Here is a 15972-nt window from a genome sequence, read left to right as displayed (position 1 = left end):
CGCATGCTCGATGTCAGCATTTCCTCTCCCGATTGCCTGCGCCCCGGCGCGGCTTTGGCGCCCCCGGCCAATCTCGGCGCCTTGTGCGAGGCTGCCGGCCGCACCCGCGACGCCGCTGGCATCGACGGCCTTTTCCAGACCCTGGCCTGCGCGCTGACCCATACCGTGCCATTTCCCGGCAGCGGCGACACATTGGCCCGCTGGCGCATCCTGGCCGATGTCGCGCGCCGCAGCCTGCCATTGGCCAAGCTGGTTGAAGGCCATCTCGACGCGCTGGCCATCCTGCACGAACTGCGGTGTTGGAGCGAAGTCCAGCCGCAGGACGTATGGGCGACATGGTGCGCCGAGCCTCCCGGCATGCGCGTGGTCGCCACGGCGGACGATGCCGATGGCCGGCACGTGCGCCTGTCCGGCATCAAGCCCTGGTGTTCCGGCGCGGCCGCCGCCACGCGGGCCTTGGTCAGTGTCTGGAATCCGCGGGGCGAGGCCAGCCTGGCGGCGGTCCATATGGATGACGCGGGCGTGCGGATCAGCGACCGGGGCTGGCAGGCCGTCGGCATGGGGCCGACGGACAGCGTGGACGTCGAGTTTCGCCACGCCCGCGCGGTTCTCGTAGGCGCGCCGGGCGCCTACGTGGAGCGTCCTGGATTCATGCATGGCGCGGCCGGCGTGGCGGCCTGCTGGTATGGCGCGGCGGTCGCATTGGCCGATGCCCTGCGATCCGGCGTGCGGCGGCGCCCGGACGACGCGCATGCCCTGGCCCACCTGGGCGCCGTCGACGTGGTGCTGGCCCAGGCAGGCATGCAATTGCGCGACTGCGCGCGCGCCATCGACGACGCGCCGCATCGACCGCATGCGTGCGCCGTGCGGCGTTCCCGGCTGGCTGTGGAACAGGCCGCGCTGGCCGTGCTGGAGCGCGCCCCGCGCGCCATCGGCCCGGCGCCTTTTTGCAAGGATGCGACCCTGGCCGGCCTGTTGGCCGACCTGCCCGTCTACCTGCGCCAGAGCCATGCGGAACGGGACCTGGCCGCGCATGGCCTGGCACTGCTCGACGACTCGGAGGGTGCCACGCCATGGACGCTCTGAGCGACCGTCTGATCCACGGCGAAGGCACGCCGGAATCGCAGTGGCGCGCCTGGCTGGATCGCCGCGCCCTGCGGCAGGGCCACGCCGCGGAACTCGTACGTCCGGGCGGCACGCTGCATATCGTCGCGCCTCATCCCGACGACGAGATCCTGGGTTGCGGCGGCATCATGCGCGAGGCCTATCTGGCTGGCGTATCGCTATGCATCTGGGCAATCACCAATGGCGAGCAGAGCCATCCCGGCTCGGCGCTCTGGGACCCTGCCGGCCTGGCGCGGGAGCGCGTGCGCGAAAGCATGCAAGCCCTGGCGCTGATCGCACCGGGCACCCCCAGGCATCCGCTCGGCATTCCGGATGGCGGCGTGACGGACTTCGAGGATGACATCGCGGCCCGCCTTGCCCTGTCCATCAGGCCGCGGGACACGGTCATCGCGCCCTGGCAGTGGGATGGCCATCCGGACCACGAGGCTGCATCGCGTGCCGCCTTCCGCGCGGCTCGGGCGCGGGCGTGCCGCTTCCTGGAAACGCCGATATGGGCCTGGCATTGGATGACGCCCGACGCCGGCGCATTTCCCACCGACGACGCCCTCGCCATACGCGTGGGCGTGGATGCGATGGTCCTGAGGCGGCGCGCGGTGATGTGCTTTCGCTCGCAGCTACAGGCGGACGCCTCCACCGGCAAGCCGCCCGTGCTGACCGCCGCCATGCTGGAAAGGCTGGAGCGGCCCTATGAGGTACTGATCCAATGAACCACTTCGACGCGCTGTACAGGCAGTCTTCCGATCCCTGGGACGTGCGCACGTCGTGGTATGAGCAGCGCAAGCGCGCCGTGCTGCTGGCCGCGCTGCCGCGACAGCGCTATGGCCGCATCCTGGAACTGGGGTGCGGTAATGGCGAAATGACCCGGCAGCTGGCACGGCGCGCCGGTTCGGTGATCGCGGCCGACGGCGCGGAAACGGCAGTGGCGCTGTGCATGGAATGCATGGTGAAGGACGGCCTGGAGAATGTGCGCGGGCACGTCGGCCGGCTGCCCGGCGACTGGCCGCTGCAGCCCGGTGAAACCTGCGACCTGATCGTGGTGTCGGAGCTCGCGTATTACATCCCGGCGCACGACATGGACGATTTCCTGCATCGGTGCGCAGCCGCGCTGGCGCCCGGCGGCGAATGGGTCATGTGCCACTACACCCGCGATTTCGACGACCGCCTTCAACCCACGTCCGAGCTGCATGCGCGCATCGACGCGCTGGGCGGCCTGGCGCGCGTCCTGCACCACGAGGACGAACGTTTTCTACTGGATATCTGGCGAAAACCGGAAAAGGATGGACGATGATCGGCGTTTGCATACCCGCGCACAACGAGGAGGCCACCGTCAGCGCCTGCCTGGCCTCCGTGCGCGCGGCGGCCTCGCATCCGGAATTGCGCGAGGAGCCGGTGACCGTGGTCCTGGTGCTGGATAGCTGTACGGACCGTACCGCGGAATATGCGGCGTCCTGGCGTATCGCGCAGCTGCGCGTGGACTGCCGCAACGTCGGGCAGACGCGTGCGGCCGGCGCGGACTTCCTGATCGCAGCCGGCGCCAGGTGGCTGGCGTTCACCGACGCCGATACGACGGTCTCGCCATCCTGGCTGGTGGACCAGCTCGCGCTGGATGCCGCGGCGGTATGCGGAACGGTGGGCGTGGCGGATTGGTCGGCACATGGGACGCAGGCGCTTGCCGCCCAATGGCATTTCCGATCCAACTACCGGGATCGCGATGGCCACCGGCATATACACGGCGCCAACCTCGGGATCGCCAGCGCGGCCTACCTGCGCGCCGGCGGCTTCCGTTCGTTGACCTGCCATGAGGACCGCGACCTGGTCGAGCGACTCGAACGCGCTGGCGAGGCCATCGCCTGGAGCGCACGGCCCCGCGTCTGGACCAGCGCCCGCCCCTACTCCCGCGTCGATGAAGGCTTCGCCGCCGCCCTGCGCATGGGTTGGGACAGCGCCGAAAAGGCGGCGTAATCCTTTCCGCGGCGAATTTCTCCGCGAAGGAGCGCATACTTGACGGCGCCTGGCGCCATCGACAGGCGCCGTTTCCCCGTCGCCGGAGAGGTGGAACCATGAAAACGCCACACCCAGGCAGCCAGGACCAAGCCACCCGCGGCCGCCGCGGTTTCATCAAGCGGGCCGGCGCCGGCATCGCGGCCGCCACGCTCCCGCTGCCCGTGGGGTACGCCAGCGCGGCGGGCGGCGGCGCATCGCCCGAGACCGCCGGAGAAGGCCCCATGGCGCACTGGACCAGCACCAACCCTGCCCTCACCCGCGCCTTCGCGCCGGTTTTCGACGAGCGCGACGATGGCGACCTGCCCGTGCAGGGCGAGATTCCCGCCGGGCTGAGCGGCGTGTTCATGCGCAACGGGCCCAATCCAGCCTTCGAGCCCGCGGCGCACTACGCCTATCCTTTCGATGGCACCGGCATGGTCCACGCGGTCTATATCGATCGGGGCCGCGTCCGTTATCGCAATCGCTGGGTGGCGACGAAGGAGCTGACCGAAGAACGGGCAGCCGGGCGCCGCATCTACAACACGTCCTTCGGCCCGCCGCCGCACGCCAATCTGGCCAATACCAACATCGTGCACCACGCCGGGCGTTTCCTGGCCTTGTACGAAGGCGGCGCCCCCTACGAATTGGACCGTGAACTGGCCACCGTCGGCGTGTTCGACTATGGCGGGGCGCTGCCACGCTTCATGTCGGCCCATCCGAAGGCGGATCCACGGACAGGAGAACTGCTGTCCGTGGAATACGACCTGCATACCAGCACGATGCGCTATCTGCGCGCCGACCGCAGCGGCCAACTGGACCGGCGCGTGGCTTTTCCCGCACCCTGGCCCGCCATCGTCCATGACGTCGCCATCACTGAACGGTATGTCGTCGCCGTGGTCGCGCCGCTGGTATTCGACCTGTCCGGCAAGGGCCCGCCGGCCAGCTGGGAACCGGACCGGGGCACAAGGATCGCGCTGATCCCACGCGATGCGGTCGACAGGGAGGCCATCAAGTGGGTGCCCGCCCCGCCCTTTTTCAACTGGCATACGGTCAACGCATATGAGGACGGCGACCGCATCGCGCTGGTCGTGCCCTGGTACGACGCCTTCTCCCTGACCGCCCCGTCGAAGCGCCTGGAACTGCATCGGCTGACGATACATGCCGACAGCAAGCAGGTGGATGACCAGGCGCTCGACGACCAGCCCTGCGAGTTCGGCCGCATCAACGAGGCCTACCTGGGACGACGCGCGCGCTACGGTTACGTGGGGCTGCGCGCCCCCTATCCGGATCGCCCGCCACAGATAGGCGCCTTCGAGGCGATCGCCCGCTACGACCTGGAATCCGGTGAAAAAGTGGTGCACCGCTTCCCGCCAGGCCAGACGGTCTGCGAGCCCGTATTCGTCGCCGACCCCGCGGGTGGCGGCGAAGCGGATGGCTACATCCTGAGCTTCGTCCATGCCGAAGGCGACGAGCGCGGGCATTTCATTATCCTGGATGCCCGCAACCTGGCGGCGGAACCGGTCGCCACGGTGGTCCTGCCCCGGCGCGTCCCGGCTGGGCTGCACGGGAGTTGGACGCCGGCGTGAGCCGTGGCTCGATTCAAGAGGATGGTGCCCCCAGCCACGTCCCGAGCTCCTCGCGCATCGTGTCGATGAAGGCGCGCAGCCTGCGCGGTTGCAGGCGGCTGGCGGGATAGACCAGCGACAGCGGCAGCGCGCTGGCCCGCCACTGTGGCGCCAGTTGGCGCAGCCGGCCTTCGCGCAGGTCTTCCTCGAACACCCAGGTCGACGCCACCGCGATGCCCAGGCCCAGCAAGGCGGCGCTGCGCAGGGCGTACAGGCTGTCGGTGGACATGCGTGCCTGGAAAGGCACACGCACCGTCTCGCCCGTGGCCGTGTGATTCAGGGCGATTTCATCGCGGTAGAAGGTGCGCAAGGCCAGCCAGGGCAGGCCTGCCAGCTCGCTAGGGTGTTCCGGTGCGTAGCCATCGGGCAGCAGTTCGGGCGCGGCGACGATGATGCGGGGGACATCGCCCAGCTTGATCGCCACCACCGACTCGTCGGCGACCTCGCCCACGCGGATCGCGCAATCGACGCCGTCGGCGACGAAATCCGGCATGTGGTCGTGCAGCAGCCATTCCACCCGCATGCCGGGGTAGCGCTTCATATACGTCGCCAGCGGGGCCACGAAACGCTGCTGGCCGAAGGCGTGGGCCACCACGACACGCAAGGTGCCGACCGGCTGCTGGCCTGCCCCGCGCACCTCGCTGTCGAACGCCTGCCAGGAGGCGATCAACTCTTCCGCTCGGTCATAGCAGCGGCGGCCGTCTTCGGTCAGCTGCATGCCGTGGGTGGATCGCTGGATCAGCCGTACCCCGACGGCACGCTCCAGCGCCTGCAGCCGGCGGCTGACCGTGGGCTGCGTCGCGCCCAACTGTTCGGCGGCGGCACTGAGGCTGCCGGCGTTGACGATGCGCACGAAGGTATCGATCAGGGTGAGGCGATCGGAGCCGCCCTTGTCGGTGGCGTCCGGCATGCGGGACAGGGGCAGCAGTGTGGGTGTGGGCGTACGGGCCATGGGTCGGCTGTCGGTATCGGCTTCGGTCATTGGGTCGGTGCTTATGCATACACCGTATAACCGATGTACGACCGCCCCGTCTACCAACAGCCACCACAGGACGCCACAATGCCGTACCGCACCATTTTTCGGACATCATCATGACTGCCATTCCATCGGCGCATGAGCGCGACATCCGCCCGATGTCGGGCACGCTGCTGCTACTGCTCGCCGTCGCCGCCGGCTTGAGCGTTGCGTCGCTCTACTACGTCCAGCCCATGCTGGGCGTCCTGGCGCCGGCCATCGGCGCCAGCGACAGGAGCGTGGGCTTCCTGCCGACCCTGACCCAGCTGGGCTACGCGGCCGGGATCCTGTTCCTGGCGCCGCTGGGCGACCGGTATGACAGGAAGAAGATCATCCTGGTCAAGGCGGCCATCCTCAGCCTGGCCTTGCTGTCCAGCGGCGTCGCGCCATCCATCGCCGCGCTGCTGGCCGCCAGTTTCATCATCGGATTGTCCGCCACCATGGCGCAGGACATCGTACCCGCGGCCGCCCATCTGGCCCGACCGGAGCAACGGGGCAAGACCGTCGGCACGGTCATGACCGGCTTGCTGCTGGGCATACTGATGTCCCGCGTGGTCAGCGGCATCGTCGCGGAGCAATTCGGCTGGCGCGCGATGTTCTACGTGGCCGCCGCCGCCGTGCTGCTGCTTGGCCTGACCTTGTGGCGCGGCCTGCCGGCTTTCGCGCCGACGACGCAACTGCCCTACGGCGCGCTGCTGCGCTCCGTTGGCGAGCTGTGGCGCAAGCATCCCACCCTGCGCCTGGCCACCTTGTCGCAAGGACTGCTGTCGCTGGCGTTCAGCGCGTTCTGGTCCACGCTGGCCATCATGCTGCATGGAGAGCCATTCAATATGGGACCCGGTGTGGCGGGCGCGTTCGGTATCGCGGGCGCCGTGGGCGCGCTGGCCGCGCCGTTGGCGGGGCGCATGGCCGACCGCCGCGGCCCTGCCATGGTAAGCCGCGTGGGCGCGGGATTGACCACGCTGTCCTTCGCGGCGATGGCGCTCATGCCCATGCTGCCGCCCTCGGGCGCACTGTGGCTGCTGGGCGCGAGCACTGTCGGCTTCGACCTGGGCATCCAGATCGCGCTGATCTCGCACCAGACCATCGTCTATGGCATCGACCATGCGGCGCGCAGCCGGCTCAACGCGGTGCTGATGGTAGGCGTTTTCGTCGGCATGGCGCTGGGTGGCGCGCTCGCCAGCATGGCGCTGGCGAACTTCGGCTGGACCGGCGTCACGTTCGTGGCGACGGGCGCCGCCCTGCTGGCCTTGCTGCTCAGGCTGCGGGCGGCCGCTGCGGTGCGCCTTGCCGTGCGGGATGCCACCGCGTGAGCCCAGGCCCGGCGCTGGGCCGGTGCTTGCGGCACCGTCAGCGCCGGACCGGCTCAGTCCTGCTTGACCGAATAGCGTTCCAGCCAGTGCGCGTAAGGCGCCGGCAGCGTCCACGAAGGACGATCGATACCCAGTTCGCGCGCGGCATGGTAAGGCCAGTGCGGATTGGCCAGGTGGGCCCGCCCGACCATCACCAGGTCAAGCTGCCCGTTCCTGACGGCGCCATCGGCCAGGGCCGGCGTGTCGATGCCCCAGGCGGACGAAACGGGAAGATCCGCTTCGCGGCGCACACGCTCCGCATATGGCAACAGCAGCCCCGGCGCCCAGGGGATGTTCGCGGCGGGCGTCGAAAAGCCCATCGTGACGCTCAACATATCCAGGCCTTCGCGCTTGAAGTTGCGGACGAGCTCGATCGATTCCGCCAGGGTTTCCTCATCGCGGCCATCGAATTCGATGACGCCGAAACGCGCGGTCAGCGGCAGGTTTTCCGGCCAGACCTTGCGCACGGCGGCCAGGGTTTCGAGCAGGAAGCGGCTGCGGTTTTCCAGGCTGCCACCGTATTGGTCGCCGCGTTGGTTCGAGTGCGGCGAGAAAAAACTCTGGCCCAGATAGCCGTGCGCGAAGTGCAGTTCCAGCCACTCGAAGCCGGCGTCACGCGCGCGGCGGGCGGCGGCGACGAAGTCCTGGCGCACCCGGGCGATGTCGTCCAGCGTCATGGCGCGAGGCACCTTCGGCAGCCCCGCGCCGAAGGCGACGGCCGACGGCGCGATCGTCTGCCAGCCACGTGGATCGCCTTCCGGAATGTGGTCGTCCCCTTCCCAGGGGCGGTTGGCGCTGGCCTTGCGGCCGGCGTGCGCGATCTGGATGCCGGGAACGGCGCCCGCGGCCTTGATGGAGGCCGCCACCGTCTCGAAGGCCTGGGCCTGCTCGTCATTCCAGATGCCCGTGCATCCGGGCGTGATGCGGCCTTCCGGCGATACCGCCGTCGCCTCGACGATGACCAGGCCGGCGCCGCCGCGTGCGATCCCCGCCAGATGCACGCGGTGCCAGTCATTGATCAGGCCGTCTTCGGCGCTGTATTGGCACATGGGCGGGACGGCGACGCGGTTGCGCAGCGTGACGTCTTTGAGCTTGAAGGGAGTGAATAGCGAGGACATTCCGTGGATTCCGTGTGTGAGCGTGGTCGGATATGGGCGTTATGGGTGTTATAGGGTGCTATAGTACCGTAGTTCGATAATTATCGAAATTACGTAAAAAGAACATTACAATCCGCGCTATGCGTGCGTACAACCACCCTTCCCCGGAAGACTTCGTCCTGGAGCGTATCTTCCATGCCTTGAGCGATCCGGTGCGGCTGGAGATCGTCAGGCATCTGTCGCGCGTGGAAGAAGCCACTTGCGGCGAGCTCGACGGCGGCCGCCCGAAATCCAGCATGTCCCATCATTTCCGCATCCTGCGAGAAGCCGGCCTGGTGCGCACCAGCGTCGCCGGCACGGTGCATCAGAACACCTTGCGCCGCGTCGAACTCGACAAGCGCTTCCCGGGCCTGGTGGACGCGATACTCAAGCAGGTTGGCTGAGCCACCGCACCCGGCACACGCGTACCGGAACGCCGTGCGCGGCGTTGTACGCCATCCAGCGCCGCTGGTTGTCCTGCAGCCTGTCCCCCGGCCCTTTCACTTCCACCAGCTCGTATGCATTGCAGGCGGGAAAGAAACGGATCAGGTCCGGCAGGCCTGAGGTATTCGCCGCCACGTCCCGCAGGATGCGGGAGAACCAGGCCTTCAGGTGCGCGGCCGGGATGCAATCCAAGGCCAGCGACAACAAACCTGGATCGAGCGCGCCCCAGAACACGAAGGGCGACTGTATGCCCATCTTCGCATCGAAGGTCGCGAGGATGGCGCGCTTGTAGCTGCCGTCGTCCAGTCGCGCCAGTTGCGCGCCGAAGGCCTCGTCCCGCCTGGCGTGGAAGTCCGGCGCGTGCAGGTCGGCCGGGCCGCGCTGGAACGGATGGAAGAAGGCGCCCGGCAGCGGCTGGAACACCGCTTCCCAGCACAACAGGCCGAACAGCGAATTGATCAGTGCGTTCTCGACGTAAAAGGCCGGGGCCTCCGGCGCGTCCAGATGCTCGCGCACGATGTGTTCGACCGCGCGCGGCTGAGCCGGATGCGGCAACGTCAGTACGTCGACCGGTATGACCTGCGCGGCCCGCTCCCTGGCGCGCGGCAGGCCCAGCCGGCGCTGCTGGCGGGCCACCAGGCGCGCGAGCGATTGCGCTTCGCTCTCGTTGAGCGGCGCGCGCGTGGCCTGCAGGGCGAAGCGCAGCGCTTCCGCGTGTCGCGCCTGCAGCTCCAGCACCCGCGCGTATCGCTGGCGCGCTTCGGGATGGCCGCAGCCGTCGTAGGCCCGGCACGCCAGATCCCAATCGGCCTGCCGTTCCAGTTGCCGTCCGATCAGGAAGCGCAGCTTGGCGTGGCGGTGGCGCAGCCAAGGGGATGCGAACGACACCGGCAGGATTTCCTCCAGCAGGGCCGGGGCGGATTGCGTGCCGTCCTCGAGCCGCTGCCTGCGCTCGTGCAGCCAGAGATAGGCGTCGACGTCCGCGCGCGTATGGAAGGCGCGCGCGGAATCGGGAAAGGCCACGCGCTCGTATTGCACGATGCCCAGGTCCGCCACGATGAATGCCGACCACTCCTGGCGCAGATTACCGAAGAACATCAGGCGCAGCCGGTCGATCAGCGGCGCGACGCGGATGCTTATTGCAAAGTCGCCGCTGTCGTCCCAGTCCGTCCATGTCCGCGGCGATGCGTCGTTCACCCGCAACCACTCAAGCATTCGCGCCTTGCTCAAGGCCGGATGGCGCAGGTCGGGCGGCAACAAGCGCAGCAGTTCGGCGCGCCGGAGCAGCCTGGCGGCGTCATCCAGCGGCAATACGGGCGAGTCATCCACCCATCCTTGCGCCACCAGGTCGCGCGAGGCAGCCCGGGGGCAGCCTATTTCGTCATAGCGCAAGGCGCTGCCACGGAACACCGGCCCCCGGCGCATCAGCATGCGGGTCATCAGCGCCTGTGCCGGCCGAGGCATCGCAACGAAGGCCGCGATGAAACCGCGCTCTTCCGCGCCCAGCACGTCGTCGTAGCGGGCACGTATCCAGTCCAGCGCGAACTGGAAATTGCGCAGGTAGTAATAGCGGATATCGGGAGAACCAGGATCGAACCTGGGCAGGATGGCGGCTGGCATGGACGGGCATTGCTGGATATATCCACAGTATAGCCAGCCGCCCCGGCGTTGCTCCTAGCCGCCCTGCTCCCGCGCCGGGATGCCGGTCCCGTCCGGATCGAAGATGACGCAATGGATGAAGTGCAGCTTGGCCACCGCCGGTTGCGGCAGCACGAAGGGATAGAAATCGCGCAGCCCCATCGCCCGCGACATCTCGTTCATGATCCACGTCGTGCCTATCCAGCGCTTCAGCATGTCGAGGAAGGATTCCGCGTTCGGCGCGGCCGGCCACCAGAGATCTTCCGCGCGAAAGCCGGTCACTTCCGTGTCCGACGTTACGGACGCGATGCCATAGCTTTCCGCGGTATCCAGGGTGTCGCGCAGATGCAGATAGTGCGCCCAGGTCTCGGCCCAGTCCTCGAAGGGATGGATGCTGGCGTACGCGCTGACGTAGCGCTGCGGCCAGTCGAGTGGCGGTCCCTGGTCGTAATTGGCCTTGAGCGCGGCGCCATAGTCCTGGCGCTCGTCGCCGAACACGACGCGGCACGGCGCTTCCCAGGCCGTGCCCATGACCAGCCGCTGCCAATAGTAGTGGCCCACCTCGTGGCGAAAATGGCCCAGCAGCGTGCGATAGGGTTCGCGCATCTGGATGCGGACGCGCTCCCGCACCGCGTCGTCGGCTTCTTCCAGATTGATGGTGATGATGCCGTTGTCATGCCCCGTCAACACGCGCGGCTGGCCCGGGATGCTGACCAGGAAGTCGAAGGCCAGCCCACGCTGCGGGTCCTCGGAAACCTTGGACGCCACCGGCAGGTCCAGGCCGATCAACTGCGACACCAACCTGCGCTTGGCGGCCTCCAGGCTCTGCCATAGCGGTAGATTGCGCGCCACGGACAGATCGGGAATGGTGCGATTCAGCCTGCACGCGCGGCACAGGTTGCGGTAGGTGCCGCCCTCCGGTTCGACCAGCCAATTGCAGGCGGCCGCCAAGCCGAAATTCTCGCAGCGCCGATAGACAGTGCTGGACTCCTCCGGCTCGCCGATGATGCGCCAGGTATCCGTTTGGGGGCCGGGGCGTAGCGGGAAAAGGCGCAGGCGCGACGGCACGTAGCCGAGCGGCCGCCTGCACGCCAGGCACTGGCTGTTGCGAAAGAAAATCCGGTGCCCGCACGCGCAATGATAAGCGCGCGGCGTGACGAGCCCCTCGTCCACCGGGCTAGCTTCCATGGATTGGTCATTCACGGATCGAAACATCCTTCATGCAATGGTTGCGGGCACATGGCACTATGTGAACGTCGAGATGAGCGGTCAATCACCGTTGCCAATTAACACGTGATGGTAGAGCGCGGAATCCGCGCTGACAGCCTTTTGCAGTACGCTGAAGCGGACCCAATAACGTGCAAAGGAACGCCATGGGTGAGAAGAATAGCGTCGAGTTGGAAAACGAAGACGGCACGCGGATCTCCACCGGCAGCACGGGCCTGGACGATATCCTGGCCGGAGGCCTGGACCGCTACCGCATGTACCTGTATGAAGGCAATCCCGGCACCGGAAAAACCACCATCGCCATGCAATTCCTGCTGGCGGGTGCGCGGCAGGGCGAGCGTGTGCTCTACATTGCGCTGTCGGAAACCCGGCAGGAGGTCGCATTGGTCGCGAAACGCCACGGCTGGTCGCTGGAGGGCATCGATATCTTCGAACTGGTGCCCCCCGAAAGCACGCTGGATCCGGAACGCGAGCTGACGGTCCTGCATCCCGCCGAAGTCGAACTTAGCGAAACCACCAAGCTGATCGTCGACCAGGTCGAGGCCATCAACCCGTCGCGGGTAGTGCTGGACAGCCTTTCCGAGTTGCGCATGCTGGCCCAGACGCCGCTGCGCTACCGCAGGCAGGTGCTGGCTTTGAAGCATTTCTTCTCCAGCCGCCAATGCACGGTCATCCTGCTGGACGACCTCTCGTCGGACTCCGTGGACCTGCAACTGCACTCGATTTCGCATGGCGTGGTGTCGCTGGAGCAGCTCGCCATCGATTACGGTGCCCAGCGGCGGCGGCTGCGCGTTGTGAAGATGCGCGGCATCGATTTCCGCGGCGGCTATCACGACTTCACCATCAAGAAAGGAGGCTTGGCAGTCTATCCGAGACTGGTCGCGGCAGAACACCGCACGTCCTTCGCCCAGGGGCGGATTTCCAGCGGCAACGATGCGCTGGACGAGCTTTTGGGCGGCGGATTGGAGCGCGGCACGAACGCCCTGCTCGTGGGGTCGGCAGGTATCGGCAAGTCGTCTGTCGCGCTATCCTATGCCATTGCCGCGACGCGACGCGGCGAGCACGCGGTGCTGTATGCCTTCGACGAAGGCAGGGGTACGCTGGAGGTCCGCGCCAGAAGCCTGGGCATGGGCATCGACAGCGCGATGGAAAGCGGCCTGCTGCGCGTGCAGCAGATCGACCCCGCCGAGCTTTCGCCGGGCGAATTCGCCGCGCTGGTGCGCCATGACGTCGAGGTGGGCGGTGCGCGCGTCGTGGTCATCGACAGCCTGAACGGCTACCTCAATGCGATGCCGGACGGACGATTCCTGATCCTGCAGATGCACGAACTGCTGACCTTTTTGGGCCAGCAAGGCGTCAACACCATCCTGGTGCTGGCCCAGCACGGACTGATGGGCACCACCGACACGCCGCTGGACATCAGCTACTTGAGCGACTGTGTATTGATGCTGCGGTACTTCGAACACGCGGGCACGGTGCGCCGTGCCATGTCGGTCGTCAAGAAGCGCGGGGGCCGGCATGAGCAGACGATACGGGAGTTCCGCCTTGGGATGGGTGGTATCCACGTCGGTCCGCCCCTGGCCGCGTTCAGCGGCATCTTCGCGGGTACGCCGGAATACCATGGCGACGGGCTTCCTTCGATCGCAGGCAGCGACGATGGGGCCGATTGACGGACGTGAGGCGCGCGTCGTCGTCTATGCCCCTGTTGGCAGGGACGGTCCCGCGTCGGCGGCGCTGCTGCACCGCTCGGGGCTGGACGTCGAAGTGTGCGCCAGCATGGAAACGGTCCTGGCCAGCGTGTCGCTGGGCGTCGCCGCGGTGTGCGTGACCGAAGAAGCGCTGTTCGGCGCGAACCTCCAGGCCATGTCGGATTGGGTGCACGGACAGCCGGCGTGGTCCGACCTGCCCTTCGTGGTGCTGACGAGCCGGGTGCAGCAGCCCGCGGTCGCGGCATGGCGGCAGAAGATGGTCGCCGCCCTGCGCAATGTCTCCTTGCTGGAGCGTCCCGTTCAAGCCATCACGCTGACCAGCGCCGTGCACGCGGCGGTACGCGCGCGCATGCGACAGTACGAGACGCGCGCCTTGCTGCGCGAACAGGAAGAGGCCGCCGCCATACTGGAAGACACGGTGCGTGCCCGCACCATGGAACTGGAAGCCGCCAATGCCCAGCTCCGGCAGCAGATGAAGGAACGCGCGCAGGTCGAGGAAACCTTGCGCCACGCGCAGAAGATGGAAGCGCTGGGCCAGCTCACGGGCGGCGTGGCGCACGACTTCAACAACCTGCTGATGGTGATCTCCGGCGGCCTGCAGATGTTCGACCGCCAGGCCGATCCGAACCGCCGCGCGCGCCTGATTCAGGCCATGCAGCAGGCTGTCGAACGGGGAGCGGGGCTGACGCGCCAGTTGCTGGCGTTCTCGCGCCGGCAGCCCCTGCAGGCGGAGCCGGTCGACCTGGTACGGCAGGTTCACGGCATGCGCGAGATGCTCGATCGCAGCCTGCGGGGCGACATCAAGGTGGGGCTGCGGCTGCCGGCCGGCCTGTGGCCGGTGGAAGTCGATCCTGGCGAACTGGAACTGGTCCTGCTGAATCTGGCGGTCAACGCCCGCGACGCCATGCCCTCGGGCGGCACCATCGAAATCCGCGCGGAGAATATGCCCGGTGTGGACGACGGCGTCCTCAAGGGCGATTTCGTCGGCCTGTCCGTGGTCGACACGGGAACCGGGATGACCGAGGAAGTGAAGGCGCGTGTCTTCGAGCCCTTCTTCACGACCAAGGACGTCGGCAAGGGCTCCGGCCTGGGCTTGGCGCAGGCCTACGGCTTCGCGCGCCAATCGGGCGGCGACGTGCGGATATACACGCAACTGGGCCGCGGCACCACCGTCCGGCTGATGCTGCCCCGCTGCCTCAAGCCGCCGTCCGAGCCGGTGCCCGAGGCCGGCGCGGCGATCGACACGGCGGCATCGTGCGCGCACGTGCTCGTCGTCGAGGACGACGACGAAGTCGCGGCGCTGGTGGGCGAGATGATGGCGCAGCTGGGATTCGAAGCCACACGCGTCGCCAGCCCCGCCGCGGCGCTGGGCGCGCTGGCGGATGGCCGGCATATCGACGTGGTGTTCTCCGACATCATGATGCCCGGCGGCATGAGCGGCCTGGAACTCGTGCGCGAGATACGCGCCCGGCGCTTCGCCCTGCCCATCGTGCTGACCACCGGTTTCATGGGCCAGGAGGCGCGCGCGGCGGAAAGCGACGGCATACCGCTGCTGCCCAAGCCGTATCGGCTCGAAGACCTGGGCAACGTGCTGCGCACCGTACTGGGCGGGTGCGATTCCGCATCCGGAGCTTAATTTCCTTGCCCTTCTTCAGGCAGTGCCACGCCATCCACCCACGTTCGCAGCATCACCAGCGTGACCGCCAGGACGACTGGGCCGATGAACAGGCCCACCAGTCCGAAGGCCAGCATGCCGCCGATCACGCCGCACAGGATCAGCAACAGCGGCAGCCGCACTCCCCTGCTGATCAACCACGGACGCATGACGTTGTCCAACGTGCCGATGACGATGGACCACAGCAGCAGCAGCGTGGCAGCCAGGGTCGCGTCGATCCGGTACAGCCAGATCACGCCGGCCAGCATGGGGATCAGCGGGCCGATCTGCGCGATGCAAAGCAGCAGCATGGCGGCTGCCAGGACGCCGGCGGCGGGCACGTCGGCCAGCCATAGGCCCATGGCACCCAGGCTGGTCTGCACCACGGCGGTCAACACGATGCCCAGCGCCACCGCGCGTATTGCCTGCCCCGCGAGCGTGATCGCCACCGAGCCGGCCGGGCCCGCGAGCCGCACCGCGGCGCGGCTGATGAACGCGGCGGTCGATGCGCCGTGTACGTAGAGGATGCCCGCGATGACCAGGGTCACCAGCATGTGGATCATGAAGGTGCCCAGGACCGCGGCCTGGCCCAGGATCCAGCGCGCCGCCAGTGTCAGGTAAGGCTCGACACGCGCGAGCAGGCCGCCGGGGCCCGCGTCGGACAGCCGCTGCCATTCGGCCGCGGTGCGCCGCCCTATCAAGGGCACGTCGGCGATCCAGTCGGGCGGCGGCAGCAGCGTGTATGAAGGCAGGCGCCGTATGGTGCCAACGATCTCGTCGGCGTGGCCGGCCAACGTCGAAATGGTCTGGTATAGCGGCAGTACCATCACGACGACGAGAACAAGCATCATCACTGTGGTGGCAAGCCAACGCCGCCCGCCCAGGCGGCGCTGCAGGCGCAGCAACAAGGGCCAGGTCGCCACCACGATGGTGCCGGCCCAGATCAGGCCAGGCAGGAAGGGACGAAGAATGTACAGGCTGCCGGCCAGCAGCGCGGACAGCACCACGATCAGGAAGAACATGCGCGCGACGTCGTTGCGGGGCTGCCTGGCCATCACGCCACC

The 15972-nt window shown here is 67.7% G+C and carries 14 protein-coding genes; 9 read left to right on the top strand and 5 right to left on the bottom strand.

The genetic code is table 11. The features are described 5' to 3' along the window. Window positions 1-3: 3 nt before the first annotated feature. From CAL12_RS13545 to CAL12_RS13525, 5 genes are all read left to right on the top strand, one after another. Entirely contained in the window at window positions 4-1086 is a 1083-nt protein-coding gene (locus tag CAL12_RS13545; RefSeq protein ID WP_086064921.1) for an acyl-CoA dehydrogenase family protein, read from the top strand. Then, window positions 1074-1832: a PIG-L deacetylase family protein gene (locus CAL12_RS13540; protein WP_086064920.1), complete on the top strand. Its 759-nt coding sequence runs from the start codon at window positions 1074-1076 to the stop codon at window positions 1830-1832. Before CAL12_RS13545 ends, CAL12_RS13540 begins: the two co-directional genes overlap by 13 nt. Next, window positions 1829-2413: a class I SAM-dependent DNA methyltransferase gene (locus CAL12_RS13535; RefSeq protein ID WP_086064919.1), complete on the top strand. Its 585-nt coding sequence runs from the start codon at window positions 1829-1831 to the stop codon at window positions 2411-2413. The genes CAL12_RS13540 and CAL12_RS13535 overlap by 4 nt, the downstream gene beginning before the upstream one ends. After that, window positions 2410-3087, top strand: a complete 678-nt coding sequence (locus CAL12_RS13530) for a glycosyltransferase (protein WP_086064918.1) — start codon at window positions 2410-2412, stop codon at window positions 3085-3087. The genes CAL12_RS13535 and CAL12_RS13530 overlap by 4 nt, the downstream gene beginning before the upstream one ends. A gap of 98 nt (window positions 3088-3185) precedes the next feature. Continuing rightward, entirely contained in the window at window positions 3186-4694 is a 1509-nt protein-coding gene (locus CAL12_RS13525; RefSeq protein WP_086064917.1) for a carotenoid oxygenase family protein, read from the top strand. Between the two features lie 13 nt (window positions 4695-4707). Here CAL12_RS13525 and CAL12_RS13520 read toward each other — a convergent pair whose 3' ends face one another. Beyond that, window positions 4708-5643, bottom strand: a complete 936-nt coding sequence (locus CAL12_RS13520) for a LysR family transcriptional regulator (protein WP_086067865.1) — start codon at window positions 5641-5643, stop codon at window positions 4708-4710. Window positions 5644-5825: 182 nt separating this feature from the next. On the opposite strand from CAL12_RS13520, the gene CAL12_RS13515 reads away from it, so the two are divergent. Continuing rightward, entirely contained in the window at window positions 5826-7061 is a 1236-nt protein-coding gene (locus tag CAL12_RS13515) for an MFS transporter (protein ID WP_086064916.1), read from the top strand. Window positions 7062-7114: 53 nt separating this feature from the next. Here the strand turns inward: CAL12_RS13515 and CAL12_RS13510 are convergent, their stop codons facing one another. Beyond that, on the bottom strand, window positions 7115-8218 hold the full coding sequence (locus CAL12_RS13510; protein ID WP_086064915.1) for an NADH:flavin oxidoreductase/NADH oxidase: 1104 nt from the start codon (window positions 8216-8218) through the stop codon (window positions 7115-7117). Between the two features lie 119 nt (window positions 8219-8337). On the opposite strand from CAL12_RS13510, the gene CAL12_RS13505 reads away from it, so the two are divergent. Continuing rightward, complete coding sequence (locus CAL12_RS13505; protein WP_086064914.1) at window positions 8338-8640, top strand: ArsR/SmtB family transcription factor; 303 nt, start codon at window positions 8338-8340, stop codon at window positions 8638-8640. On the opposite strand, the gene CAL12_RS13500 is transcribed toward CAL12_RS13505, so the two are convergent. Next, complete coding sequence (locus CAL12_RS13500) at window positions 8624-10300, bottom strand: VRR-NUC domain-containing protein (RefSeq protein WP_232464798.1); 1677 nt, start codon at window positions 10298-10300, stop codon at window positions 8624-8626. The two genes, CAL12_RS13505 and CAL12_RS13500, sit on opposite strands and share 17 nt — an antisense overlap. A gap of 54 nt (window positions 10301-10354) precedes the next feature. Beyond that, on the bottom strand, window positions 10355-11506 hold the full coding sequence (locus CAL12_RS13495) for a zinc-binding metallopeptidase family protein (protein WP_198298445.1): 1152 nt from the start codon (window positions 11504-11506) through the stop codon (window positions 10355-10357). A gap of 185 nt (window positions 11507-11691) precedes the next feature. Between CAL12_RS13495 and CAL12_RS13490 the strand changes: the two genes are divergently transcribed. Together CAL12_RS13490 and CAL12_RS13485 are read left to right on the top strand one after the other, a co-directional pair. After that, window positions 11692-13215, top strand: coding sequence for an ATPase domain-containing protein (locus tag CAL12_RS13490; RefSeq protein ID WP_086064912.1), 1524 nt, complete (start codon window positions 11692-11694; stop codon window positions 13213-13215). Continuing rightward, a complete protein-coding gene (locus CAL12_RS13485; RefSeq protein WP_086064911.1) occupies window positions 13202-14890 on the top strand; it encodes an ATP-binding protein in 1689 nt (562 codons plus the stop codon). The genes CAL12_RS13490 and CAL12_RS13485 overlap by 14 nt, the downstream gene beginning before the upstream one ends. On the opposite strand, the gene ydiK is transcribed toward CAL12_RS13485, so the two are convergent. Then, a complete protein-coding gene (ydiK, locus tag CAL12_RS13480) occupies window positions 14887-15963 on the bottom strand; it encodes an AI-2E family transporter YdiK (protein WP_086064910.1) in 1077 nt (358 codons plus the stop codon). The genes CAL12_RS13485 and ydiK overlap by 4 nt on opposite strands. Window positions 15964-15972 lie beyond the last annotated feature (9 nt).

Source organism: Bordetella genomosp. 8, from assembly GCF_002119685.1.
Lineage (GTDB): Bacteria > Pseudomonadota > Gammaproteobacteria > Burkholderiales > Burkholderiaceae_B > Bordetella_C.
The sequence above is the reverse complement of the archived record's forward strand: the minus strand, read 5'-3'. Positions and strand labels throughout refer to the sequence as shown.